This is a genomic window from Rhodococcus sp. C1 (genome assembly GCF_020809065.1).
GTDB classification, from domain to species: Bacteria; Actinomycetota; Actinomycetes; order Mycobacteriales; family Mycobacteriaceae; genus Rhodococcus_F; species Rhodococcus_F qingshengii.
The window spans coordinates 4691080-4715561 of record NZ_CP078080.1; the positions used below are offsets into that span (position 1 = coordinate 4691080).

Consider the following 24482-nt stretch of genomic DNA (forward strand, 5'->3'; position numbering starts at 1 on the left):
ACGTGACTGGCAGAAAGTAGCTCGATGACCACAACCAGAACTGGCACCAAACCCGCCGCGAAGGAATACGACCGCGCCGCGATGGCGTCGATGGTCGGCACCACCGTCGAGTGGTACGACTTCTTCATCTACGCCCAAGCTGCAGCCCTGATCTTTGCCGACCTGTTCTTCAAGCCGATGGGCTCGGCCGGCCAGATCGTCTCCTACGTCACGGTCGGCATCAGCTTTGTCTTCCGTCCTCTCGGTGCCATCGTGGCCGGCTATCTCGGCGACAGGCTCGGCCGCAAACGTGTCCTGGTCGCGACGTTGGCGATGATGGGTGCCGCGACGGTTCTCATCGGCGTGCTGCCGACGTATGCCTCGATCGGAATCTGGGCACCGATCCTGTTGATCCTGCTTCGCGTCGTCCAAGGATTCTCGACGGGCGGCGAATGGGGCGGGGCCGCTCTTCTTGCCGTCGAACACGCACCCACCAAGCGTCGAGGATTCTTCGGAGCGTTCGTACAGATGGGAGTACCGCTCGGAATGTTGCTCGCCACCGGCGTTTTGGCACTGTGCACGTTCACCCTCACGGACGAACAGTTCACCACCTGGGGATGGCGAGTGCCGTTCCTGCTCAGCGTCGTGTTGATCGGCGTCGGCTTCTACATTCGAAGCAAGGTCAGCGAGTCACCCGTATTCGCCGAACTCAAGGAACGCCGCACCGAGAGCAACACGCCTATCCGAACTCTGTTCAAGAAACACCCGAAGCAGGTCGTACTCGCGGCGCTGTCCTTCATCGGCACAAACGGCAACGGCTACATGGTGATCGGCGGATTCATCGTCGCGTACGCAACCAAGACCTATGGCCTGGGTAAGACCGAACTACTGATTGCCACGCTCGCAAGTGCCGTCACGTGGGGCGTTTTCACCATGATCGGCGCCTACTGGTCGGATCGACGCGGCCGCACCACGGTGATGAACGTGGGCAACCTCGCAATGGTCCTCTTCGCGGTGCCGTTCTTCCTCCTCATCGACACCGGGAATCTCGGCTGGATCTACGTGGCGATGATCCTGTTCTCGGTCGGACTCGGGCTGTCGTACGGACCTCAACCCGCGTTGTTCGCCGAACTGTTCCCGGCTTCGATCCGTTACAGCGGTGCGTCGATCTCCTACGCGGTAGGCACCATCTTCGGCGGCGCCTTTGCTCCCACCGTCGCACAGTGGCTCCTCGGCAAGACCGTTGGCACCCTTGCCATCTCGATATACCTCGCCCTGCTGGCCGCGGTCTCGTTCGTCGCCACGATGCTCATCAAGGATCGATCAGGACGAGACCTGATGGTGTAATCGACCTGAATGTGGACGCCCAACGGCGTCGCGATGCCGGAGTTTGTCAGCCGAACTTTCGAAAGGCGAACTCCGGCAACTTCTTCGCAGCATTCGCTGTACGCACGATCTTGTGGTTCTTGCCTCGCATCAGCGCCAGTTGGATCCGCGATTCGATCCAGAACGCGCCGCGAGGCGAGCGGTTCCAGGTCTTGTGCAGCAACGTCTTCGTCGCTGCGACGGCGTCCGGCGAGCGAACCGCGATCTGCGACAGCAGTTCCTGTGCCGGCTTGATCGGATTGTCGCTGACTCCGCTCACGAACCCCCACTCGAGAGCCTGATTTCCGTCGAACAGTTCAGCAGTCATGGCGAGGCGTTTCACGACGTCCATTGCCGCGAGTTCGCGCATCGTGACCGTTCCGGTCATGTCGGGGATCAATCCCCACTTCGCCTCCATCACCGAGAACGTGCAATCGGGGGTGGTGAATCGAAAGTCTGCGGCGAGCGCCAATTGCAGTCCCCCACCGAAGCAGTGCCCGTGAACGACCGCGATGACCGGCACGGGCAATTCGCGCCACACCCAGCACGCGCGTTGGAAGAGGTTGGTCTTCTGACCGGGAAACTTCGCGAAGGCCTTTGCCATCCGCCTCGGCTGCTTGCCCGCAGAAGCGAAGTCCAACCCGGCAGAGAATGCGTCACCCGCGCCTTGCAGAACCACGCCCCGAATCGAACGATCGGTTTCGATCGTTCGAGCGGCATTCACCAGCGCGTCGAGCATGTCCAGATCGAGACCGTTGAGTTTCTCCGGTCGGTTCAGCGTCACGTACGCCACCGACTGCACTACCTCGACACGAACACGATCACTCACGGCAACTCCTCCGATTCGACATATCCCCGACGAACTTACCTGAGAGTAAGTTCCCCGGGGATTCGTCATGCCATCTCGGCAAGAAGTTCCATGGTCACTTTGCCGGCAGGATCCGAATCAGTGGATGAAGGCACGGCCACAACGGTGTCCACGCCCGTTCGCCTAGTTAGGGTCGCGGCGCTACAACGTCTGGCTGGCGCGGGGGAAATCTCCAACTCCGTGTTGTCCGCACGGTTGGCAATCCTGACGGCCGACGGAAATGCGCGAGCCTCGTGAATATGAACAGAACCCACCGAGACACGAGTATTCGGTCACTTGCAAAGGGCAGTCAATCTGGCCCGTCCTCATCACCATGTAATCGCGGGAGAAGCGGTGTGCGCCCAATAAACCGCACCGCTACCACCACTACGGCACAGCACCTTCGGAAACGAACCGAGGTCTTCGGACATCGAGGCCGTCGACCTCACCACCTCGGTTCACGTACCCGGGTCCGGCTGGTCCTGAGGTCCCCGCTCAGCCGGCAGTGCGGATCCGGTCGAAGCTCCGGCCTCGGTGTTCGAGCGGCAGCCTGTCCCCTCGCCCGAACAGTTTGTTGCGCAGCGTTCCCTCGTCGTAGTCGCTCTGGTAGGCACCTCGTTTGGTCAGCTCCGGAATCACATGCTCCACAATGTCTTCGAAGGTTCCGGGAGTCACCGCGTACGCGAGATTGAAACCGTCGACGTCGGTCTCGGACACCCACTCCTGCAATTCGTCGGCGACCTCCGCGCCGGAACCGACAACGATCGGGCCGAGCCCGCCGATGCCCGCCCACTCCGCGATGTCCCCCACCGTCCATTCGCCACCTTTCTCGTCGGCCTGACGAAACGATGCGACCGCGGATTGAATGGCATTGCTCTCGACGTTCCCGATCGGCTCGTCCGCTCGGTATCCGGAGAGGTCGATTCCCATCCACCCCGAGGTGAAAACGAGCGCGCCTTCACTACTCGCGTAACTGCGGTAGTCCTCGAGCTTCGCCTGGGCCAACTCGGGGGTTCGGTCGGTGATGATCGTCAACAGTGTGTAGATGCGGGCCGAGTACGGATCGCGCCCGACCTTCGTCAGTTCGTTTCGGATTCGGGCAACGGTGTCTTTGAGAATCGCCTTTGTCGGTGCACCGACAAAAATTGCTTCGGCATTCTCGGCGGCGAACCGAACCCCGCGAGGCGACGCGCCGGCCTGGAAGATGACCGGCGTCCGCTGCGGAGAAGGTTCGGAGATGTGGATGCCCGGAACGGTGAAGTGCTTGCCTTCGTGCTCGATCGGATGAACCTTGGCGGGGTCTGTGTAGACCCCGGTGGTTCTGTCACGCACCACCGCGTCGTCTTCCCACGACGTTTCCCACAACTTGTAGAGAACTTCGAGGTACTCGTCCGCGTGGTCGTAGCGATCGTCGTGCTGGAGTTGGTCGTCCTCGCCCATGTTCCGTGCGGCCGAGGGGAGGTATCCGGTGACCACGTTCCACCCGATTCGCCCGTTCGTCAGGTGGTCGAGGGTGCTCAATCGCCGAGCGAACGGGTAGGGATGCTCGAAAGCTGTACCTGCGGTGATCCCGAAGCCCAAGTGCTCGGTCACGGCAGCCATCGCCGACGCCAGCAGTAGCGGGTCCGAGACCGGTACCTGCGCGCCCTGCCGCAGCGCTGCGTCGTGATTGCCGCCGTACACGTCGTACGTTCCCAACACGTCGGCCAGGAACAGCCCGTCGAATCGTCCGCGCTCGAGGAGCTTCGCCAATTCCGTCCAGTACCTCAGATCCGTGTACCTGGACGACTGATCCTCCGGGTGGCGCCACAGACCTGGCGATTGGTGGGCGACGCAGTTCATGGCAAAGGCGTTGAATCGGATTCTGCGGGTCATTCCCGCACGATGCCGTGCCTGCTCCGCGGTGAACACCATTGCGATCAGTGCGATCGGTTCGGCTCCTGCTTGCACCCGGCGATACCGTCGACTTCGCGACCTCGTCGGCGGGCCGCTACACTGACTAGCGCAGCTGTGACGCCCGAGGCTTCGTGCCGACAGGTCGAGCGGATGCAACAGCAGTATCGGGAAGCGAAAACCCCGGCAGCACAGGGTTTTCAGCGCTTGTCGGTACGCTCCCCGCCCTCGTAGCTCAGGGGATAGAGCATTCCTCTCCTAAAGGAAGGGTCGCAGGTTCGAATCCTGCCGAGGGCACCAGGTGGGACTCTCCCCACATCGGCGCGACCAACGTGCCATTCTTGAATTCATGACGACGCCTCACTCCACGGCTACTCCCCCGAAGAACATGTCTTTGATCCCGGGTGGGACGTACTGGATGGGCTCCGAAGATTTCTATCCGGAAGAACGCCCAGTTCACCAGGTCACCGTCGACGGATTCTGGATGGACACGACGGCGGTGACGGTCGCCGAGTTCCGACGCTTCGTGAAGGCAACCGGCCACGTCACCACTGCGGAAATCGCCCCGGATCCCGCCGACTATCCCGATGCCGATCCAGCCCTCCTCGTTCCGGGATCGTTGGTCTTCACTTCGCCACCCGGCCCGGTCTCACTCGACGACTACACCCAGTGGTGGTCGTTCACTCCCGGCGCCGACTGGCGCCATCCCGAGGGAACTGACAGCAACATCGGGGGACGTGAACGGCACCCCGTCACCCACGTGTCGCACTTCGACGCCCAGGCCTACGCCGCGTGGGCCGGCAAGGAACTCCCGACCGAGGCCGAGTGGGAGTTTGCCGCCCGCGGCGGACTCGATCGCCAGGCCTACGTGTGGGGCGATCACGACTCTCCGGGCGGGCGGCCCGGTGGCAACGTGTGGCAAGGCCAGTTCCCCTGGGAGAACCTGCTCGAGGACGGTTACGAGCGCACTGCTCCGGTCGGAAAGTTCCGGCCCAACGGCTACGGACTGTTCGACATGGCCGGGAACGTGTGGGAATGGACGGCCGATCACTACACATCGGACCACGCCCACAGTTCCAAGAACGTCGCGCCGGCCTCGTCGTGCTGCATTCCTCGTAATCCCCGAGCGGAGTTCGCCACGGAGGCGTTGGTGGGCGAACCCTACGCACGACGGGTGATCAAAGGCGGCTCACATCTGTGTGCACCGAACTACTGCTTGCGATACCGCCCCGCCGCGCGGCAGGGCGAATCCGAGGAGTCCTCGACCTGCCACGTCGGCTTCCGGTGCATCATCCGCATTCCGCAGGAGTAGATCAGAAGGGCACGTCCCCCAGGATGGCCACCCGCTCCATGACGCGGCGATGAGGGAAGTAATCACTCGCTGCGTAGTGCTGGGTAGCCCGGTTGTCCCAGAAGGCAATGGAATTCGGCGCCCACTTGAAGCGGCACTGAAAGTCCGGGACCTTGACCTGCGCGAACAGCAAATTGAGCAGATCGTTGCCTTCGACAGAATCCATATCCGGAATGTGGGTGGTGAAAAGGCTGTTGACGAACAGCGTCTTCCGCCCGGTCTCCGGATGCTTACGCACCATCGGGTGCAGAACCGGCGGGTACTGCTCCTTCATCTGTTCCAACTTCTCCGGGCTCATGCCGCGTCCGAAGGACGGCACAAAATCGTGGATGGCGTCCTTGCCGTCGATCAATTCCTTGATCTCGTCGGGGAGGCAGTCGAAGGCGTTACCCATATCGGCCCAGAGCGTGTCACCACCGGCAGGCGGTACGTCGATCGCCCGAAGTACTGAACCGAGCGGCGGCGTCTTCGTCCAGGTGACGTCGACGTGCCAGATGTTCTCCGTTCCTGGACTGTCCTCTCCGCGTTCGAATCTGACGACTGCCGGGACCTCTCCCTGCGGGAGAAGTGGATGAACCTCGAGTTCACCCCAATGGGCCGCGAAGTCACGATGATTCACGCTCGAAATCGGCTGGTCCCGAAAGAACACGACCTTCCATTCGAGGAGGGCCCGGCGCACGTCCTCGATCTGCTCCTCCGACGGATCACGCAAGTCGATATCGCTGATCTCGGCACCGATGAACGGTGTGACGGGTGTCAGAGTGAACCGCTCGTACGGCCTCGATTCAACGCCTTCCGGATTGCGCCTCATTCCGCGCGGTCCGAATTCGATTGTGTGATTGCCGATTTGGACTGTTCGTGATGATGTAAGGGTAGCCATCGAATGACTCCGTCCTGTCGTGTCGTGTCGCGGGGTCACACGTCAATCGACGCGTCCACCCGCTTTGCTCGTGTGCGTTTGTGTGCGCTTTGGGGCGCGGTCAGTGCTCCTACCGCGAGATCGACCAGATGATCCACCGTCGTATCGAAATCTGCCTGCACAACGGGGTTTTCGTCTTCGCGGCGCTGCTCGAAGATGGCCAGAGCAGAGACGCTCATGTTGAACGTCAGATCGATCCGTTCAACCGCGACGCGGCGGGGCAGATGCGGCAACGCCCGCGTCAACCTGACGACAACTTCGTTGATCCCCTCGCTGACCTCGCGGAACTCAGCACTCTGCGTATCCACCGACGGTGAGATTCGGGCAATGAACCTCGCATAGTTGGAACCGTCGACCGTCGCCAGAAAATCTGCCAGCGGGTACAGAAAGGCTTCGACCAAAGCACGGACCAAGTCGGTCCGCCCACTGGCGTCGATGTCGTCGAGATACGTCAGTCGCGCTGCGTTGATCTGATCCATCCGATGCCGGAATACGGCCAGCACCAGACCGTCTCGCCCACCGAAGTGATACTGAACTGCAGAGTTGTTGCGCTGCCCGGCCGCAGTCGCCACGTCCCGCATGGACACTTCGTGAATACCTTGCTCGGCGAACATCCGCTCGGCGACGGCGATCATGGCGTTCTTGGCATCCAACGAGGCGGGCATACACCGACCATATAAGTCACTGTCTTAATTCCGCAAGCCCCATCCCCTGTGCGCGGTTAGGGAGTGCAGGGACTCCTTAACCACTCACGGGGGTAGTTGTCCCAGTCAACGAGACATACGCCGCCAACTGAATTCCGATCGATACGCTCCAGATTAAGACGACTGCTTAATCCGCCCGGTTTTGCACACGCCAAGGAGCCTGCTGGTGAATCGCCATTCCATTCCGATCATTCCCGAGACGCCGAACGTCGCGGCCGCCGTGTACTACCCCGATCAGAATCCCCCGTACACCCGCCCGGAACCGCTTCGCCCGCCGGCCGGGGCCCCGAACGTGCTGCTGATCATGATCGACGACGTCGGATTCGGCGCACCCTCCGCGTTCGGTGGCCCGTGCCGCACCCCCACCGCCGAGCGTTTGGCCGAAACCGGCGTGAAATACAGCCGATTCCACACCACGGCTCTGTGCTCGCCGACGCGTGCCGCCACACTGACCGGGCGCAACCACCACAGTGTCGGTATGGGTGTCATCTCCGAAATGGCCAACGCGGCACCGGGATACAACGGGACCCGCCCCGCCTCTGCCGCCACGGTCGCACGCGTCCTACAGGGAAACGGCTATGCGACAGGTGCTTTCGGCAAGATGCACCAGACCCCGACGTGGGAGACCACCGCTGCCGGGCCGTTCGATCGTTGGCCGGTCCGTGAGGGTTTCGACAAGTTCTACGGTTTCCTCGGTGCCGAGTCCGACCAGTTCACCCCGGTTCTCTACGAGGACTTCACGATGGTCGACTTACCCAAGACACCACAGGAGGGTTACCACCTGTCCGAGGATCTCGTCGACCACGCGATCGAATGGGTCGAGGGCGTCAACACGATGGACCCCGACAAGCCGTGGTTCTGCTACCTCCCCTTCGGCGCGTGCCACGCTCCACTCCAGGTCCCGGACCGCTACCTGGACAAGTACGTCGGCGAATTCGATCACGGGTGGGATCGCCAACGCGAGATCACCCTCCAAAAGCAGAAGGAACTGGGCGTCGTCGCTCCTGACACCGAATTGGCCCCGTGGGCTCCGGGGCTCCCACACTGGGACGAACTCGACGACGACCAGAAGAAGGTCTCGGCCCGTCTGATGGAGTTGTACGCGGCGTTTCTCGAGCACACCGACGACGAGGTAGGCAGGCTCGTCGACCGGTTGCAGGACATGGGTGTACTCGACAACACTCTGGTGCTCTACATGATGGGTGACAACGGCGCTTCCGCGGAAGGCGGAATGGAGGGTTCGTTCAACTACCTCGCCGGCCTCAACGGTTACAAGAGTGCGACATCCGACGTACTGGCGCGCTACGACGAATTGGGGACCGAAACCAGCTACCCGCACTATCCGGCGTCGTGGGCTCTGGCTCTCGACACCCCTTACCAGTGGGCCAAGCAGGTTGCGTCCCACTACGGCGGTACCCGAAACGGTCTGATCGCCCACTGGCCCAAGGGGATCGACAAGCCAGGAATCAGGGAGCAGTGGCATCACTGCGTCGACATCACGCCGACAATCCTGGAAGCTGCCGGCATTCCGGCACCGACCAGCGTCGACGGGGTCACCCAGAAACCGATGGAAGGCGTGGCGATGAACTACACCTTCGCCGAGCCCGACGCCGAAGAGCGCCACACCACACAGTATTTCGAGATCTTCGGCAACCGCGGAATCTACGATCACGGTTGGACCGCAGTCACGGCCCACCGCGCACCCTGGCTGATGGCCACTCACGGCCTCGAGCTCACACCGATGAGCGAGGACCGTTGGGAGCTGTACGACACCTCGGTCGACTGGTCGCAGGCCCGCGATCTCGCGGACGAGCATCCCGAGATCCTCGCCCGGCTCAAGGAAAAGTTCCTCGTCGAGGCGGCCAAATATCAGGTGCTGCCGCTGGACGACAGAACGGTCGGTCGCCACGCCACCGCGGAATCACGACCCCCGCATCCGATGATGGGCCGCAAGACCCTCACGCTGTACCCACACATGAACGGTCTGGTCGAGAAAGCCGCGCCGACGTTCTTCAACCGCTCGTACACGCTGACCGCAAGTCTGGGTAGCGTCGCCGACGGCATGCTGGTCAGCCTCGGTGGCCGGTTCGGCGGATTCGCTTTGTACATACTCGATTCCGTCCCCGTCTACTGCTACAACTTCAGCGGCGGTGGTCGGACCTTCGTGCGTGGGCGCAACCCGCTGGCACCCAATGCACGCGAGGTGTCCGTCCACTTCGAGTACGACGGCGGCGGAATCGGCAAGGGTGGAACCGCAACCCTGAGCGTCGACGACGAGGTGGTCTCCGAAGGCCGGATCGAGAAGACCACTCGGGCGATCTTCAGCATGAACGAACAGCTCGACGTCGGCATCAACCGGGGAAGCCCGGTCGCGGAAGAGTTCGCGGACAAGGGCACGTTCCGCTACGGCGGCAAACTCCACAGCGTGACCGTCGACTTACGATCCACCCGAGATGTGGTGTCCGCAGAGGAACGGGAGAAAATCTCACTCGCCGTGCACTGATCGACCAGGCGACGCTCGCCGATTGTGCAGCCGCGCGCGATATCTGCCGTGCGGCTGCACAATCGCCCTGCGTCTATCCGACCGTGTACATCGGCAGGCACGGCCCCACCGGGCGAGCTTCCAGGATGTCGCGGGCCTTCTCACGCGCTGCGTTGAACTCCCAGGGTGCAGTGGTGCCCGGCACTCCGAATCGATATCTGCTCAAGGCACATGAACGCTGCGGTTCCGGTAGACGATCCAAGGCAGGTACCGCGTCGACGGAGAGCCCGCGTAAGTAGGAAACGTCGATGCTCTTGCCGCCCTCGAACCGTTCCACGTTCTTTTGCGCGATGTACGCGCCGGGGTTGAACACCGCGAAGGCCAGCAGCGCGACGGCCGAAGTGGCGAGAACAGCTGTGGGCAGCCACTTCCCGGACATCCGAATACCTGCGACGAGCAACAACACGAACACGAAGCCAAGAAGCAGCTCTGTCGCGAAGACGCTGACCCGGAGCACCGTGAAACCGTACTGATTCTCGTACAACCACATCCGGTGCACAGCGGACGCCACGATCACCAGGCTGAAAACACACAGGGCACCCAGCAGTCCGCGGGCAAGACGCCTCGATCCAGCGTCGCGGCGGTCGATGTACCGCACTGCGACGGCGATGACGAGCAGCGTCAGCACGGTAACCGCCATGAGCTGCCAGAAACCCTCACGCGCATAGTCCGCATAGGTCAGTCCATCGGTCACCTGTACGTGCTCGTCTCCCCCGAACAGCGTCTTCGTCTGTACTGCAACAAAACCGAGGAACAGCACGTTGAGTACTCCGAGCGGGACCGCCCACTCCCACATCGGCAACGGCGTCGCCTGCGCAGGTGCAAACGCGTCCACCGTCGGCGTTCTGCGGCGCAGATACACCGCAACCAGCGTGCCGAACGCCATCACGACGCCGGCAAAGATCCGTGCTCCCGGGTTCGACACCGAGATGGCAGGAGCGAAGCCGTCGAAGATCTTCGCGAACTCCGGATCCGCACTCACGAACAAAGATCCGAAAATCAGCAGGAGAAGAATCGATACTGCGCTTACGACGACAACTCGCGCCGCCGGCACCCGCGGAGCAGAGCGGGTAGCAAGTTTTCGACGACGAACGAAGTTGACCGTCCGGTGCGGTGCCCGCCAGGGAGCGACCGTTCCCAGAAGTATTCCGGTCCACGTCCGCCCGCCGATCAGAGTCCACGTGAACAGAACCCACGCAGCTACGACGCAGAGGAACACCAACCACTCCGCACCGCGAACGGCGGCAACACCCAGCAGTGCGAGCATCCCGATGGCGGCGACCCACTGCGTCACGGTCATCCGCGGCGGCGTCAGAATCCCGAAGACGATCACCACACCGGCACCCACGATCACGTACGCGATACTCGCGAACCCTGGGTCGAGGATCAGGGCCGCAAGCACCCCTACTGCGGCCGCGCCGAGGAGCATCGAGCGGGTGGCCATCGAAGTGCGATCGGGACGCCAGAACCGGCTGGAACGCTTGGGTTTTACGGCCGGCATCGGCGGTTTCGGTGGAATTACTATCGGAGCGCTCATGTGATCTCCTATGTGTCTGGTTCAATTTTTCAGGGTCGGAAGTACAGACGAATGCCGATGAAGACATGCGCCATCGCGAGATCTCTCGATCTCGTCAGGGACTTTGATTCAGTTCTGCGGCAGCACTACTCGAATGCAACAACCCGACGGGGCATCGACGACGGCAATCCTGCCGTCATGTAATTCGACCGCCCACTTCGCGATCGCGAGGCCGAGCCCGGTACCCCCGTCGGTCGAGCCGCCGCGGATGAAGCGGTCGAACACTCGCTCACGGGCCTGTGGTTCGATGCCGGGGCCGTCGTCGTGGACGTCGAGCACCAATTCCCCCGCGCTGCCGGTACGTACTCGGATGACAACTTTGGTGTCGACGTTCCCGTGCTGAACCGCATTGTCCACCAGGTTGGTCACCACCTGGTGGAGGCGATCCGGATCGGCGACCACGGACAATTGTGGAGGCTTGACGTCTATCTCGATGTCGCCCGCACTCACACTCGACAGCTCGCGTAGGAACGGCTCGACCTCGAAACGGCGGCGTTTCAACGGCATTGCGCCACCCTCGAGTTTCGAGAGATCGAGAAGGTCGGCTACCAGCGCGCCCAGTCGTTCCGTTTGCCGCAGCGCCGATTTCATCATCGCCGGATCCGGTTCTTCGACACCGTCGACGACGTTCTCGAGCATGGCTTGCAAAGCGGTGATGGGCGTGCGCAGTTCATGGGAGACGTTGCCGATCAACTCGCGGCGGTACCGGTCGTCGGCCCCGAGGTCCTCGGCCATCCGATTGAACGCATGGGCGAGTTCGCCTACTTCGTCTCTGGAAGTCGCTCGTACTCGCCGCGAATAGTCGCCGCGCGCCATCGCCTTCGCCGCGGCCGTCATCTCGCGAAGCGGTGACGTCATCCCGTGTGCGAGCACCTGCGTAACGCCGAGAGCGACAACCAACGCCGTCAGTAGAGCAAAACGAAACGGTTGTTGCGACGTCAGCCAGAAACCACCCGCGGCGAACACCAGTGCTGCGACAACCAGGAGGCCGACCTTCACCTTGAAGGACCGCATCGGGTCCAGCGGCCGCGGCCACCGTGCAAAAAGACGGTCGACGACGCTCATCGCGGCACGTCCCAGGCGTACCCGACCCCGTGAACGGTCCGGATCACGGAAGGTCCGAGCTTGCGTCGCAGTGCCTTGACGTGGCTGTCGACGGTCCGACTGCCCGCTCCCTCACCCCAGCCCCAGATCTCCTCGAGCAGCGACTCCCGCGGGATCGCGGCTCGCGGCCGCTCCGCCAGATAGGCGATGAGATCGAATTCGGTGCGAGTCAGGTGAACTTCTTGCGCATCACGGCGCACTCGACGTTCGGTCAGGTCGATCACGACGTCACCGAACTCGAGGAGGTCGGCCACCGGGCGAGCAGCGTGCTCCGCGCGATCCGCACGCCGAAGCAGAGCCTGCACCCGGGCGACGAGCACACGCATGCTGAACGGCTTGCTCAGATAGTCGTCGGCCCCGACGCCGAGACCGATCAGCATGTCCGTTTCATCGGCGCGAGCGGTCAGCATCAGCACAGGCACCGGGCGCACGGCCTGGATGCGGCGGCAGACTTCGAGTCCGTCGAATCCCGGCATCATCACGTCGAGTACCACCAGGTCTGCGTCCATCTGCTCGCAGCGGGCCACCGCGCTGGGACCGTCGAACGCCAGCTCGACGTCGTAGCCCTCGGCACGCAGCCTCGCCGCGATGGACTCGCAGATGCTGACCTCGTCGTCGACCACGAGCACTCTTCGCTGACTCATGGAACTGACTGTATTCGGCCCTCGTGGATGAACCTGGGAGGACTTGTGAAGGTTCTGTGCAGGTTCTAGAACCTGCGGATGTTGTTGATCGGCAGATCCGCCAGGGGCGTCAGTCCGGTCGGAACACCAACTCCGTAGGCGTTGAACACCATTCCGAACCCAGCGTAGATGCCGACGTGCGTCGCACCGGGGTAGAAGGTGATGACGTCGCCGGGGGCGAGGGCCCACCGGGGAACCGGCTGTCCGACGTTGGCCTGCTGTTGGCTGGTCCGTGGCAGATTCACGCCGGCCTGCCGAAACGCCCATTGCACCAGCCCGGAGCAGTCCCACGAGTTCGGCCCGACGCCGCCCCACTGGTAGGGCTTTCCGGTCTGAGTGCTCGCCGCTGCCAGCGCGATCAGCCCTGCCGGACTCGGAATCGGAAGGGCGGCTGATCCGCTGCTGATGCTGCCCGTGCTTCCCACGCTTCCGGAACTCCCGCTACTGCCACCGCTACCGAGGCTTCCCGGGTCGGCTGAGGCAGGGGCAGCGGAAAGCAACAGGGCACTTCCGGTCAGCAAAGCCGCGACCGTTCCCGTGCGGAGTGTCGACTTCTTCATGCATCCGTCCTTCGTGGGAGTCGTTTCGGCGCGCGGCAGCGCACCTCGATAGCCGTGAACTGGTAAGACACGTGAAAACAAACACTTCGTTCGGATGTTAACTGCGTGGACGTGGTGTTCGGACAGGAATGATTGATCCGATTTGTCGGTTTTGAACAAACGGGCCTTACGTCCCGGGCTGGCAGAAGATCAGGGAATGATGGGGGATTTCCTGGATCCCGCGGCACGACAAGGTCCATAGATTCGACTCATGCGCCCATACCTGCTCGTCGCCGCGGTCATCATCGGAGCCACCACGGCACTCGTCGGTTGCTCGACGCTCCAGCGCGCAGTGGAGATTCAATCGGATCTCGACGGACTCACCAGGTCGGGTGTCGTCGGGTCGATCGCAACACTCGACGACGGCACCACGACGGCTGTCATGACCAGCGGCGTGCCCAACCGGACCAACGGCGATTCGATCAGCAAGAATGATCGCGTCCGGATCGGAAGTGTGACAAAGACATTCACAGCTTCACTCGTTCTGCAGTTGGTCGCCGAGGGCAAGGTCGACCTCGACGCACCGATCGAGCGGTATCTCCCGGGCCTACTGCACAGCAGTGACATGGACGGCAGTGGCATCGACGGTAGCGCGATCACCGTGCGGCAACTGCTGCAACATCGCAGCGGCCTTCCCGAGTTCGCCGGAGAACCCGGCGCCGACGAATGGATTGCAGCTAACGAGAACCGAACGCTGACGCCGTCCGCCGCGGTCGCCATCGCCCTCGGCAAACCGGCGCAATTCGTCCCCGGAACGTCGTTCGTCTACACCAACACCAACTACATCGTTCTCGGAATGCTCGTCGAATCCGTGAGCGGCCGCAGCTACGCCGATGAACTCCGGTCTCGGATACTCGATCCGCTGGACTTGGAAGACACGTACCTCCCGCCGGCCGGTGAGCTCGACATCAGGGGCGATCACCTGACGGGCTATCAGGATCTCGACGGTGGCCTGACCGACGTTTCCCGCACGGAACCGTCGATCCCCTGGTCTGCCGGAGCGATGGTCTCGACGGGCACAGACCTGAACACCTTCTGGCGTGCACTACTCGACGGGCGGGTGGTGCCGGCCGAGCAGCTTGCCGAGATGACCACCCCTCAGGTCGCCGCCACCGAAGCCGAGGGACTCGGGTACGGGATGGGCGTCGGCGCCACCGAACTTCCCTGCGGCGTCACCTATACCGGCCACAGTGGCGGGATCTACGGGTACTACACACTGTCCGGTGCGACGCCGGACCGCGCGTTCACTGTGACGCTGACGTCGACGCCGAAGGACCAGCCGGACACCGTCGCGATACTCTCGCACGCGCTCTGCCCCTGACGCTGTTACCAGTACTGATGACGCTGCCCGTCGGTATCCGCGACGAAGATGACCGCGTCGGCGCCGTCCAACTCCGAAGGTTTCAGCGGCAGATGCCCTGGCAGGATCGCTTCTCCCGCGGTGATCGACGGGCCGAGCGCGGCTCGCAGGGCCGGAGTCGAGAACAGGGCACGCCGACCGGTCGCATCGGCCAACGCTCCCTGCAGAGTGCCCGGATCACTGTCGGGGTTGGCGTCGGTTGCCAAAAATACGTAACGCTCCCCGAGGACAAGTCCGACAAGTGAGCCGGCGCTCCCCCAACTGACCACGTCGCCGTTGACCGGCATGTCGGACGGCACTCGCAAGAGATGGGCATTGTGTGCGAACAGCAGGCTAGGCCCGCGTCGCTGCTCCTGGGCGACGACCGCCAGCAGGGTCTCGGCCATCATCTCGGCACGCAGACTGAGCAGTGTTCCAATGCGATCAGGAGCGGAACTCGCCATCGCGGAGTGATAGCGCAAGAGCCCCAGAGCGGTGCGTGAATGTGCAAGGGCCAGGTCGTACCCGGCCGGGTCGTCGGGTCGCAGCACTGGTGCGGCGCGCCGCAGGACGCTGCCGAGGTCGTCCGCAATGATGCGCAGAGCGCGAGCATAATCGGAGTTGCCGACGGACGCAGCCGGATCGAACATCGCCGCCGGGTTGGTCCAGTCGGCGTCCTGACCCAGTAAAAGGTCGGCGTCGTCGAGAGATTGTGGCCGCAACGCGGCGGGCAGGAAGTCACCTGCCGCAGACAGTGCGCGGCGCGGGCTCGGTGCACCGGAGTACTCCACCGGAGCGTCGAAGCCGTAGAAGCGAACTCGGTCAGCCGGAGCGCGGCCGTGGTTGTACTCGCGTAGCCATTCGACGAGTTCGCGGTTACCCGGTACCGCACCGAATCCGTGGCTGAAGCCTGTGTCGAGCACCTTCTCGATGTCCGCCTCTCCCCCGTTCACGTAGTCGTTCACGAGCAAAGCCGCAAAGACATCTGTTTCGAGCACGATCGACCGATATCCTCGTTCGACCAGTTGGCCGAGAAGTTCGTTGCGCAGCAACGGAAAAGCCTTGATCCCATGAGTCGGCTCGCCGAGGGCGAGCAGAGTCGGCACCTCGGTTAGCGTGGCGAGCAGTTCGTCGACCGCACGACCAAGACTTGCCGCGTCTTCGAGTTGGCGGCCGAACTCACTCAGCGCTGGGGCAGTGGACATGATCATCCCTTTCGAAGGTGGACTGCCTTCGACAGTATCGTTGAAGATTCGAGTGAAACTTTTACTGGCAATTACCTGGGGTATACCGTGAAAAGCCTCAATCGGAGGTGATCAGTGCGGCCCATAGACCTTGCCCGTGAACACGGGTTGTCCGCACAGGCGATCCGCAACTACGACGATGCCGGCATCCTCCCTCCGACCGAGCGCAGCACTTACGGCTACCGGCGATACACCCCAGTGCACGCGCAAGCCCTGCGCACTTTCCTCGCATTGCGCGGCGGTCACGGGCACCAGCGGGCCACGGAAATCATGCGGGCGACCAACCAAGGCGACACCGAGTCCGCCTACCGCCTGATCGACAGTGCGCACGTGACGCTGCTCGCCGAGCGAGGAACTCGCACCGAGGTAGCCACAGCGCTGGGGACTCTGTCCACCATGGCACCGGCACTGGTGCACGGTCCAGCGCTGACGGTGGGTGAGCTGGCGCGCCGTCTCGGCGTTCACCCGGCGACACTGCGCACATGGGAAGAGCACGGCATCCTGCGCCCCGAGCGCGAACAGGCAACGGGTTATCGCGAATACGGTTCGGAGTGTGTGCGCGACGCCGAGATCGCGCGGCAGCTGCGGCGCGGCGGCTACCGACTGTCGCAAGTCGCCCAGTTTCTCGATTCGCTGCGCGAGGCCGGCGGAGCAGACGCATTGTCAGCGTTCCTCGAATCCTGGCAAGACCGGCTGACCACACGCAGTCGCAACCTTCTCGCCGGCGCGGCTCAGCTCGATGCCTATCTCACGATGCTGGATCAGACCTCGCCTGGTTGCCGATCAGCAAACGGTTGAGGTGTCAGTTCACAAGCCGCGCAAGGCTCCTCACCATCTCACCGACGGTGTCGGTCGACGGCCACGGGAATTCCGGGAGATCGGCCCGCAACATCACCTGTCCGTGCAGCGAAGTCCAGATCGATACCGCATCGACAAAAGTGTCTGTGCTGGCCGACCTCCCAGCGGCGACGCACGCGTCGAGGTTGGTCACCAGCGTGTTGAAGGCGGCCAGTCCTCGCGTATCCGATTGTGGTGACTGACCTTTCGGCCTGGACCACCCGAACAAGACCCGATACCGAGCGGGCTCGGAAATGCCGAACTCGACGTATGCCGAGCACCCGGCATACAGACCCTCGACCGGGTCGGGGTGTGCGGAAACGGCGTCGGCCACGGCGAGATGCAACTGCTCCAGCGATTCGGAGACCACCGCTTCGACAATGGCATCGCGATCGGAAAAGTGTCCGTAGATAGATGGTGCGGATATCCCGACTTCGCGAGCGACCGATCGGAGCGTCACCGCCTGATCCGATCCGGTGCGGGCGATGAGCGTCGCCGCTGCGGCGACGATCTCTCCGCGGAGTCGTGCGCCGCTTCCTCTCGGATTTCGGGCGCGAGTACTCCGAGAACCACTCGTCCCAGTTTCATCGGCATCTTCGGAAACATCACTCACCCGACAAACTTTACACATGTAAGGCGAAGGGGTACGTTCTCATCACTAAACATTCGTAAGGTTACATTCGTAAGGACATGATGAATTCCCTCGAACCCACTGACCGGCGACGATGGGCAGCACTGGGCGCCCTCTGCACATCCCTCGTCGTAGTCACGATCGACAACACCATCCTCAACACCGCTATCCCGACCCTTGCCCGCGAACTGCGGGCGACCACCGTCGACCTGCAATGGATCACCAACGCATACACATTGGCGTTCGCCGCCTTGCTCATCACGGCAGGTGGACTCGGCGCGAGATTCGGTCACCGTCGGATACTTCTGACCGGCCTCACCTTGTTCGCTCTCGGGTCAGCCTTCGCTGCCCTCTCTCACACGTCGTTGCAGCTGATCGGCTGGAGAACAGTGATGGGGGCAGCCGCCGCACTGGTCATGCCGGCGACGCTGTCACTTGTCGTCTCGATGTTCGCCCCGCACGAGAGAGGCCGGGCGATAGGAATCTGGTCTGCAACCGCCGGACTGGGAATCGCGATCGGCCCCGTGGCCGGTGGCGTACTTCTCGAACATTTCAGTTGGGGAAGCGTCTTCTGGATAAACGTCCCACTGGTCGCCGGTGTGATCGCCGCGACGGTTTTTCTTGTGCCCCCGGCAAGAGGGATCACGAAGGGTTCGTTCGACATCCCCGGACTCCTGCTGTCCGCCGGCGGACTGGCTTTGATCGTGGATGCCCTCACCCAGGCAAGCCTTCGCGGATGGTCGTCGCCCGTCACGGTGCTGGAGATCGTCAGCGCAACAGCACTTCTCGCCGGATTCGTCTGGTGGGAGCTGCGGGCCTCGGCGCCGATGACCGACGTGCGCATCTTCACCAGTCGAGTGTTCAGCACCTCCAATGCCATCTTGGCCGTAACGTTCTTCGCCCTTTTCGGAGTTCTCTTCACGTACACGCAATACCTCCAATTAGTTCGTGGTTACGGTCCATTGGTCGCCGGCGTCGGTGCAGTTCCGTTTGCGATAGTGATGGCGACTGTCGCCTCCAGCAGCGATCGTATGGTCGGCCGATTCGGCGTGCGCAGTTCGATCGCGACCGGTCTCGCAGTCATGTCCGCGGGACTGTTGGTCCTGTCGATCGCAGCAGATAGGTACGCACCGTTCGGAATCCTGGCTGCGATCATGGCACTGGTTGGCGCCGGGATGGGGCTGGTCATGGCTCCGGCAACAACTGCGTCGATGTCGTCGGTTGCGCCCCAGCAGGCTGCGATGGCAAGTTCGATCAACAGTGTCGTAAGGGAATTGGGTGGAGTTCTGGGCGTCGCCGTCGTCGGGACAGTCGTAGCAACGGTTTTCCGGTCCCGCTTCGAACCCGGAGTCGGCACTTCCACAGTCGATCTGGCGCAGATCCACGCCGACGCTCCCCCGGTGAGCATTGTGGCGGAAGCAGCGAATCAGGCTTACACTTCGGCGATGTGCATGGGAATCCAGATCTGTGCCGCAGCAGCGTTCCTCGGCGCGTTGGCCGTTATTGCCTTGTTTCCCGCACCACGTCGCCCGGCTTCTTGTCCTCCCGCAGACCCCGCCAACTCGGATGGCGAAGGCGTCCGGTCCCCGTCCAATCCATGAACCGCGCCTCACCGACGAGTTCCGGCCTCACCCACACCGCACCCTTGCGGTCATCTGCTGGAAGTTCCTCCCCGAACGGACTTTCCTTCTGACGCAGCGGTTCCAGTGTCGCAAGTAAAGACTCCAAGTCGCGATCACTGAAGCCGGTACCGACGCGCCCCACGTAGGTCAATCCATCCTCACCCGGAATTCCCATGAGCAGCGCCCCGATCCCCTGTGCTCGATTGCCCTGCCCAGTGCGCCACCCTCCGATCACCACCTCTTGAGTGCGCCAGTTCTTCACCTTGATCCAACTCGACCCACGCCGCCCCGGAAGGTAGACCGATGCACGACGTTTGGCGACAATCCCTTCCCATCCGGCATCGGTACTCACCTCCAACGCGTTCTCCGCCGTGCCCTCGATCTGTGGAGGTACCTCGAGCTCACCGACCTTGCCCGCCAACGCATTCAACACGGTGCGCCGGTCCGAGTAGGATTTCCGCAGCAAAGACACTCCGTCGAGGTACAGAAGATCGAAGGCCAGGAACACCGGCTCCCCACCTCGCTGGAGAAGACCGAAATCGGTGACCCCCGCGTCGTTGTACGCCACCACTTCACCGTCGAGAACCACGTCATGACCGTCCAGCACCTCGGCCAACCCGGCAAGGGCGGGATAGTCCCCGGTCTTGTCGTTACCCGCGCGACTGCGAAGTGACATTGTGCCCGAATGATATTCGAGAATCACTCGGATCCCGTCCCACTTACCTTCGAAAGCCCACTCCTGCGAGTCGAGACCTTCGAGCGTTCCAGCGGTGGCAAGCATCGGCTCGAGATTCTTGGGAAACTCCGTTCCGAAACTCGCGTTCTGATCCTTCATCAGATGCATCAACCACTGGTCACCCTTCGTCCGGATCAGCGCGAAGCGTCCCTGCACCCGTTTCCCACTGAGGCGCACGATCACCTCGTCTTCACGCCACTTCTCGGTCTCGTACGTCCCGGAATCCCAAATCGTCATCGAACCGCCGCCGTACTCCCCCTTCGGAATCGTGCCCGAGAACGTGGCGTACTCGAGCGGGTGATCCTCGGTGTGCACGGCCAACCGATTCTCTCCGGCACTGGTCGGCACGCCCTTCGGAACAGCCCAGGACACGAGCACACCATCCCGCTCCAGCCGAACGTCGTAATGCAATCGTCTGGCGTGATGTTCCTGAATCACAAAGGTATTGCCCGCTGTCTCCTTGGTCACCGCAGCAGGGATCGGCTCCGGCGTCCGGTCGGCCGACCGCTTGTTGCGATAGTGCGTCAACGTGTCGGCTACAGCCGCCGAGACCGGCGGATCCAGATCGCCCAGCAGATCACCATCGGATTCGACGCGCTCCAGAACCTCGTCGAACAACAGATGTCGTAGTTTCGGATCGTCGAGTTCGTCCCAACTGCGCGGCGCGGCAACATAGGGTTGATCGCGACCGCGCATCGAGTACGGCGCAATGGTTGTCTTGGCTGCGTTGTTCTGACTCCAGTCCACGAAAATCTTGCCTGCCCGCACATTTCGAGCCATCGTCGCGGTGACGAGATCCGGGTGAAGCTTCTCGAGTCCGGTGGCGATCTGCTTGGCGACAGTCGACGCACCGCTGCCGTCCAAGGCTCGATCCAGTGGAACGTAGAGGTGAATTCCCTTGCTACCACTGGTTACCGGATAGGCAGTCCACCCCAGAGTTGCGACCAGATCTCGAATCGACCTCGCCACCTCGGCGCACTCGGTCAATCCGACGCCTTCGCCCGGGTCGAGATCGAATACCAGTCGTGTCGCCGGACCACGCTCGGAACCGTCGAATCGCCATTGGGGAACGTGTAATTCGAGTGCCGCCTGTTGCCCCAGCCACGCCAGGGATGCAACGGAATCGAAGATCGGGTAAGTGACGACGCGATCAGAATGTTGCAGCGACGCACGCGTGAGCCACTGCGGGGCAGACGACGCCAGGTTCTTCTCGAAGAAGGACTGACCGTCCACACCGTTGGGCCAACGCTTACGAGTGCCCGGTCTACCGACGACATGTGGAAGCATGACTGCGGCGATACGGGTGTAGTAGTCGATGACTTCGGCCTTCGTGGTCCCGCTCTCGGGGTAGAGGATCTTGCCCAGATTGGTCACGGACACGGTTGTGCCGTCGAGAGTGATCTGACCCCGATCCGTCGTTGCCATTTCCTCATTGTGCTGGATAGCACTGTGTCTGGATAGCGCTGCGTCTGGCAGTAGAAATCTGATGGATCGGAAACCTGCCGCTGTGCCAGGCCACGGGCAAGACTGGATTCTCGATGGGAGAGGAGACCACGATGACAGTTCGCAGTTCCGTGGAGCCGTTGGTGGACAACAACTGGCGGATGTTCGCCACCTGTAAAACAGTGGACCCGGCGGTGTTCTATTCGCCGGGTGAAGAGCGCGGACGCAATCGGGCTGCACGGGAGAGTTCCGCGAAGCAGGTGTGCTTCCGCTGCCCGGTCATTCGGGACTGCCTGACCTTTGCACTCGACACCGCTGAACCACACGGAGTATGGGGTGGGACGACACCGTCGGAGCGCCTTGCACTACGACGCTCAGCTGCGTGAACTCCGCTCACACGAGACCCCCGTCACGTCCGTACCGGACAAACAGGCAAGATGGCCTTGTGCCTATGACACGACGCGCTGTTGCCGTGACCGCGATCTTCGCTTGCTCGATCTTGTTGGGCTCGTGTTCGTCGCAGCCGGAGGCACCTGCGGCAGCGGACACCACGACCACGGTTCCCGAGGCATTCACCAAACTGCCCTCGACCACCGCCGTGGACAAGTGCGGACCCCAGAGCGGGACCACCCTCGAAGACGGTGTCTTGACCATCGCCACCGATTCGCCGGCGTACGCGCCGTGGTTCGTCGACAACACTCCGTCCAACGGCAAGGGCTTCGAGGGGGCGGTGGCCCGGGCCGTCGTCGACAAACTCGGGTACAACGCCGATCAGGTTCGCTTCACCACGGTCGCCTTCAACGACGCACTGAAACCAGGCCCCAAGGATTTCGACTTCGACGTCAATCAGTTCACGGTTTCCGGGGATCGCCGCGAGAACGTCGACTTCAGCTCGCCGTATTACGCAGTGGCGCAGTCGGTGATCGCCTCGCGCGGGAGCAAAGCCGCTGAGGCAAAGAATCTTGCGGATCTGGCCGGCTACCGTTTGGGCGCTCAGACCGGTTCCACCAGCCTCGCGGCGATCACCGACACGATTGTTCCGACCACTGCGCCACGCGAGTTCGCGACCACGGACGACGCGAAAGCTGCGCTGGCCGCGGGCGAGATCGACGCATTGGTCGTCGACATCCCGACCGGATTTCACATCACCGAGAACGAACTGCCCGGGTCGGTCATCGTGGGTCAGTTTCCGCGGCCCAACGCGGTCACCGAATTCTTCGGGTTCGTGCTCGAGAAGAACAGTCCTCTGACGGCGTGCGTCTCTGCCGCCGTGGATGCGCTCTACGCCGACGGCACCCTCGAGAGACTCGCAACCGAATGGATCACGGACAGCGCCGACGCGCCAGTCCTCGAGTAGTTCAGCCGGCGCGCCCACTGATCGCGCCGACGAAGACCTTCGGGATGTCTGCCGGTGTCGGAGCGAAGTGGCTGTTGCCGCCGGTGAGAGCCGAAATCTGCTCGAGCACATCGGTATCGGCGTCATCGGTGACACCGATGGTGATGATCGGTACCGGCCGCGTCGGGTCCTGCTCGCGAGTCAGGGTGTCGAGAAGTTCCTGCAGCGAGATACTCGACGGATCATCGTTCGCACCGTCGGTCAGTAGAATCACCGAATTGATCGAGGCCGGATCGTAGGTCTGTTGCATGGACCGATACGCGGCGAGAACGCTGTCGTACAAACCTGTTCCGCCGCCGACGATCGAAGAGAGGCTGTCGATCCGAGACAGCAGTTTGCTCCGATGATCCGTGTCGCCTTCAGTTGCATCCATACGGGCGACAGGTTCGAGTTCGCGGTAGTCCGTGCCCTCGCCGAGGTCTATGGAGAATGCCCAGAGACCCAATTGTGCGTTGGCGGGAAACATTCGGATCGCAATGTCACCGGCCTGTGCAGTCGCGGCCATTCGAGTGACCCCGTCCTGCATGTAGTCCATGGACCCCGAGACGTCGACAACTGCCAGTGCACGGGAAGGCCTGGACAGAATCTCGTACCGCGCAAGCGCTTTGGTGACCACAGTCGGATCGGACGGCACCAGCGAGCCAACCTTTCCCACTCCACCGGCTACCGGTGGGGCCTGATCCGCGCCGCGGAACCCGAGGCCGGCAAGTACGGAGCGCCCGGTGTCCGATGTCAGCGCTGCCGCCAGCAGTTTGCCGGCGTCGACCGCCGCCGCCGAGTCTGCACCCACACCTGCCATCGGGTAGTCCATGAAGACCGAACCGGAAGACGGTACCGACGCGGTGAGTCGACTGTCCGCATGTGCGGCGAGATAAGCCTCGAAGGTCTGCTCGGTCGTCACCGCGGTCCCGCCGTCCGCGTCCACGGTTTGGATGCGTCCGGTCGAACCGGTTTCCTTCAGATTTCCGTACTGCGCTTGCGCCACCGGGACCAGGGCTGCCGAAATGGACGTGAGGTCCCCGCCCCGCGACTGGGCCTCGGCAAAGGCTGCCACGATCGGTGCGCTGGAGACGGCACTGGTGAGGGGATCGCCGATGTGCAGTGCTGGAGCGCCGAGGACATCCGTCCAAGCGGCGGGTGCCTCGCTACCCGGCGCCGAGACAGTGACAACAGGGGTGGACGCGACCGAGTTGCTGATCCGGCGAATCTCCTGCCCGCTAGCCGAAACCTTGTCCAACCATTCGCTCGAATCAGGGACCCACAGTGCGGGTGCCGAACCGTCGGCGATCGCCGCGACGGTGAGCACGGGATCTTGCGGCGTCACACTGAGCGAGCTGCACCCGAGTTCCGTAGCGGGGATGGCAGCGGCGACAGCTTCGAGTCCCGAGGCGATCGACGGATCGGCGGCCACGGTCACGGTTTCCGGGTTCTCACAGCTGGTTGCCGTCGCAGCTGTGACAGCACTCGCACCGAGTTCTCCCTTGTCGCTGACGCTTTTGAACGTCACGGCGAATGCTGCGGTTCCACCGACTGCGACTACTGCCAAGAGTCCGATCAGAACCTGCACGGATCGAGGCATGGACGCAGGTGGTGCGCCGTACCCATGACGAGACGACATTGATCGAATCCTTTCCGGCGGGACCCGCATCAATAACCAACCGATGCCCGGTTT

The 24482-nt window shown here is 62.7% G+C and carries 21 protein-coding genes and 1 tRNA gene; 10 read left to right on the forward strand and 12 right to left on the reverse strand.

Going from position 1 to position 24482, the window contains the following annotated elements:
• Nucleotides 1-24 precede the first annotated feature (24 nt).
• Nucleotides 25-1326 carry an MFS transporter gene (locus KTR60_RS21435; protein ID WP_075834070.1) on the forward strand — a complete coding sequence of 434 codons (1302 nt, stop codon included), beginning with the start codon at nt 25-27 and terminating at the stop codon, nt 1324-1326.
• A gap of 46 nt (nt 1327-1372) precedes the next feature.
• Here the strand turns inward: KTR60_RS21435 and KTR60_RS21440 are convergent, their stop codons facing one another.
• The gene (locus KTR60_RS21440; RefSeq protein WP_007727685.1) at nt 1373-2173 is read right to left on the reverse strand and encodes a crotonase/enoyl-CoA hydratase family protein; all 801 of its coding nucleotides are present in this window, start codon (nt 2171-2173) and stop codon (nt 1373-1375) included.
• 259 nt (nt 2174-2432) lie between these two features.
• Between KTR60_RS21440 and KTR60_RS21445 the strand changes: the two genes are divergently transcribed.
• Nucleotides 2433-2531: a winged helix-turn-helix transcriptional regulator gene (locus tag KTR60_RS21445; RefSeq protein ID WP_228401232.1), complete on the forward strand. Its 99-nt coding sequence runs from the start codon at nt 2433-2435 to the stop codon at nt 2529-2531.
• 155 nt (nt 2532-2686) lie between these two features.
• Here KTR60_RS21445 and KTR60_RS21450 read toward each other — a convergent pair whose 3' ends face one another.
• On the reverse strand, nt 2687-4066 hold the full coding sequence (locus tag KTR60_RS21450; protein ID WP_047272629.1) for an LLM class flavin-dependent oxidoreductase: 1380 nt from the start codon (nt 4064-4066) through the stop codon (nt 2687-2689).
• Nucleotides 4067-4308: 242 nt separating this feature from the next.
• On the opposite strand from KTR60_RS21450, the gene KTR60_RS21455 reads away from it, so the two are divergent.
• Both KTR60_RS21455 and KTR60_RS21460 read left to right on the forward strand, forming a co-directional pair.
• Nucleotides 4309-4384: transfer RNA gene (locus tag KTR60_RS21455), tRNA-Arg, on the forward strand.
• Nucleotides 4385-4433: 49 nt separating this feature from the next.
• On the forward strand, nt 4434-5396 hold the full coding sequence (locus KTR60_RS21460) for a formylglycine-generating enzyme family protein (protein ID WP_047272589.1): 963 nt from the start codon (nt 4434-4436) through the stop codon (nt 5394-5396).
• Between the two features lies 1 nt (nt 5397).
• Here the strand turns inward: KTR60_RS21460 and KTR60_RS21465 are convergent, their stop codons facing one another.
• Together KTR60_RS21465 and KTR60_RS21470 are read right to left on the reverse strand one after the other, a co-directional pair.
• A complete protein-coding gene (locus KTR60_RS21465; protein WP_064444230.1) occupies nt 5398-6315 on the reverse strand; it encodes a TauD/TfdA dioxygenase family protein in 918 nt (305 codons plus the stop codon).
• Nucleotides 6316-6350: 35 nt separating this feature from the next.
• Complete coding sequence (locus KTR60_RS21470) at nt 6351-7019, reverse strand: TetR family transcriptional regulator (protein ID WP_064443878.1); 669 nt, start codon at nt 7017-7019, stop codon at nt 6351-6353.
• A 205-nt stretch (nt 7020-7224) separates the two neighbouring features.
• Between KTR60_RS21470 and KTR60_RS21475 the strand changes: the two genes are divergently transcribed.
• On the forward strand, nt 7225-9561 hold the full coding sequence (locus KTR60_RS21475) for an arylsulfatase (RefSeq protein WP_064443877.1): 2337 nt from the start codon (nt 7225-7227) through the stop codon (nt 9559-9561).
• A 73-nt stretch (nt 9562-9634) separates the two neighbouring features.
• Here the strand turns inward: KTR60_RS21475 and KTR60_RS21480 are convergent, their stop codons facing one another.
• The 4 genes from KTR60_RS21480 to KTR60_RS21495 all read right to left on the reverse strand — a co-directional run bounded on the left by KTR60_RS21480 (nt 9635) and on the right by KTR60_RS21495 (nt 13523).
• Entirely contained in the window at nt 9635-11137 is a 1503-nt protein-coding gene (locus KTR60_RS21480; protein WP_228401233.1) for a DUF4153 domain-containing protein, read from the reverse strand.
• A gap of 108 nt (nt 11138-11245) precedes the next feature.
• Complete coding sequence (locus KTR60_RS21485; RefSeq protein WP_007727705.1) at nt 11246-12241, reverse strand: HAMP domain-containing sensor histidine kinase; 996 nt, start codon at nt 12239-12241, stop codon at nt 11246-11248.
• Nucleotides 12238-12924, reverse strand: a complete 687-nt coding sequence (locus KTR60_RS21490; protein ID WP_003940586.1) for a response regulator transcription factor — start codon at nt 12922-12924, stop codon at nt 12238-12240. Before KTR60_RS21490 ends, KTR60_RS21485 begins: the two co-directional genes overlap by 4 nt.
• Before the next feature lie 65 nt (nt 12925-12989).
• A complete protein-coding gene (locus tag KTR60_RS21495) occupies nt 12990-13523 on the reverse strand; it encodes an NlpC/P60 family protein (RefSeq protein WP_007727720.1) in 534 nt (177 codons plus the stop codon).
• Nucleotides 13524-13773: 250 nt separating this feature from the next.
• Between KTR60_RS21495 and KTR60_RS21500 the strand changes: the two genes are divergently transcribed.
• A complete protein-coding gene (locus tag KTR60_RS21500) occupies nt 13774-14883 on the forward strand; it encodes a serine hydrolase domain-containing protein (protein WP_228401234.1) in 1110 nt (369 codons plus the stop codon).
• Between the two features lie 5 nt (nt 14884-14888).
• Here KTR60_RS21500 and KTR60_RS21505 read toward each other — a convergent pair whose 3' ends face one another.
• A complete protein-coding gene (locus KTR60_RS21505) occupies nt 14889-16112 on the reverse strand; it encodes an erythromycin esterase family protein (RefSeq protein WP_228401235.1) in 1224 nt (407 codons plus the stop codon).
• 108 nt (nt 16113-16220) lie between these two features.
• Between KTR60_RS21505 and KTR60_RS21510 the strand changes: the two genes are divergently transcribed.
• Nucleotides 16221-16943: a MerR family transcriptional regulator gene (locus tag KTR60_RS21510; protein ID WP_030534937.1), complete on the forward strand. Its 723-nt coding sequence runs from the start codon at nt 16221-16223 to the stop codon at nt 16941-16943.
• A gap of 4 nt (nt 16944-16947) precedes the next feature.
• Here KTR60_RS21510 and KTR60_RS21515 read toward each other — a convergent pair whose 3' ends face one another.
• Nucleotides 16948-17595, reverse strand: coding sequence for a TetR/AcrR family transcriptional regulator (locus KTR60_RS21515; protein ID WP_003940096.1), 648 nt, complete (start codon nt 17593-17595; stop codon nt 16948-16950).
• 77 nt (nt 17596-17672) lie between these two features.
• Between KTR60_RS21515 and KTR60_RS21520 the strand changes: the two genes are divergently transcribed.
• Complete coding sequence (locus KTR60_RS21520; protein WP_228401236.1) at nt 17673-19214, forward strand: MFS transporter; 1542 nt, start codon at nt 17673-17675, stop codon at nt 19212-19214.
• Here the strand turns inward: KTR60_RS21520 and KTR60_RS21525 are convergent.
• On the reverse strand, nt 19114-21396 hold the full coding sequence (locus KTR60_RS21525; RefSeq protein ID WP_064111615.1) for an ATP-dependent DNA ligase: 2283 nt from the start codon (nt 21394-21396) through the stop codon (nt 19114-19116). The two genes, KTR60_RS21520 and KTR60_RS21525, sit on opposite strands and share 101 nt — an antisense overlap.
• 131 nt (nt 21397-21527) lie before the next feature.
• Here KTR60_RS21525 and KTR60_RS21530 point away from each other — a divergent pair, with 131 nt between their 5' ends.
• The gene (locus tag KTR60_RS21530; RefSeq protein WP_050654722.1) at nt 21528-21800 is read left to right on the forward strand and encodes a WhiB family transcriptional regulator; all 273 of its coding nucleotides are present in this window, start codon (nt 21528-21530) and stop codon (nt 21798-21800) included.
• Nucleotides 21801-21865: 65 nt separating this feature from the next.
• On the forward strand, nt 21866-22771 hold the full coding sequence (locus KTR60_RS21535; RefSeq protein ID WP_030534940.1) for a transporter substrate-binding domain-containing protein: 906 nt from the start codon (nt 21866-21868) through the stop codon (nt 22769-22771).
• A gap of 1 nt (nt 22772) precedes the next feature.
• Here the strand turns inward: KTR60_RS21535 and KTR60_RS21540 are convergent, their stop codons facing one another.
• On the reverse strand, nt 22773-24428 hold the full coding sequence (locus KTR60_RS21540) for a substrate-binding domain-containing protein (RefSeq protein WP_228401237.1): 1656 nt from the start codon (nt 24426-24428) through the stop codon (nt 22773-22775).
• Nucleotides 24429-24482 lie beyond the last annotated feature (54 nt).

What these genes read in the sequence shown, in the direction of transcription:
- KTR60_RS21435 (WP_075834070.1), top strand. Translation starts at nt 25, where the DNA reads ATGACCACAACCAGAACTGGCACCAAACCCGCCGCGAAGGAATACGAC.
- KTR60_RS21445 (WP_228401232.1), top strand. Translation starts at nt 2,433, where the DNA reads ATGCGCGAGCCTCGTGAATATGAACAGAACCCACCGAGACACGAGTAT.
- KTR60_RS21450 (WP_047272629.1), bottom strand. Translation starts at nt 4,066, where the DNA reads ATGACCCGCAGAATCCGATTCAACGCCTTTGCCATGAACTGCGTCGCC.
- KTR60_RS21460 (WP_047272589.1), top strand. Translation starts at nt 4,434, where the DNA reads ATGACGACGCCTCACTCCACGGCTACTCCCCCGAAGAACATGTCTTTG.
- KTR60_RS21465 (WP_064444230.1), bottom strand. Translation starts at nt 6,315, where the DNA reads ATGGCTACCCTTACATCATCACGAACAGTCCAAATCGGCAATCACACA.
- KTR60_RS21470 (WP_064443878.1), bottom strand. Translation starts at nt 7,019, where the DNA reads ATGCCCGCCTCGTTGGATGCCAAGAACGCCATGATCGCCGTCGCCGAG.
- KTR60_RS21480 (WP_228401233.1), bottom strand. Translation starts at nt 11,137, where the DNA reads ATGAGCGCTCCGATAGTAATTCCACCGAAACCGCCGATGCCGGCCGTA.
- KTR60_RS21485 (WP_007727705.1), bottom strand. Translation starts at nt 12,241, where the DNA reads ATGAGCGTCGTCGACCGTCTTTTTGCACGGTGGCCGCGGCCGCTGGAC.
- KTR60_RS21490 (WP_003940586.1), bottom strand. Translation starts at nt 12,924, where the DNA reads ATGAGTCAGCGAAGAGTGCTCGTGGTCGACGACGAGGTCAGCATCTGC.
- KTR60_RS21495 (WP_007727720.1), bottom strand. Translation starts at nt 13,523, where the DNA reads ATGAAGAAGTCGACACTCCGCACGGGAACGGTCGCGGCTTTGCTGACC.
- KTR60_RS21500 (WP_228401234.1), top strand. Translation starts at nt 13,774, where the DNA reads ATGCGCCCATACCTGCTCGTCGCCGCGGTCATCATCGGAGCCACCACG.
- KTR60_RS21505 (WP_228401235.1), bottom strand. Translation starts at nt 16,112, where the DNA reads ATGATCATGTCCACTGCCCCAGCGCTGAGTGAGTTCGGCCGCCAACTC.
- KTR60_RS21520 (WP_228401236.1), top strand. Translation starts at nt 17,673, where the DNA reads ATGATGAATTCCCTCGAACCCACTGACCGGCGACGATGGGCAGCACTG.
- KTR60_RS21525 (WP_064111615.1), bottom strand. Translation starts at nt 21,396, where the DNA reads ATGGCAACGACGGATCGGGGTCAGATCACTCTCGACGGCACAACCGTG.
- KTR60_RS21530 (WP_050654722.1), top strand. Translation starts at nt 21,528, where the DNA reads ATGACAGTTCGCAGTTCCGTGGAGCCGTTGGTGGACAACAACTGGCGG.
- KTR60_RS21535 (WP_030534940.1), top strand. Translation starts at nt 21,866, where the DNA reads ATGACACGACGCGCTGTTGCCGTGACCGCGATCTTCGCTTGCTCGATC.
- KTR60_RS21540 (WP_228401237.1), bottom strand. Translation starts at nt 24,428, where the DNA reads ATGTCGTCTCGTCATGGGTACGGCGCACCACCTGCGTCCATGCCTCGA.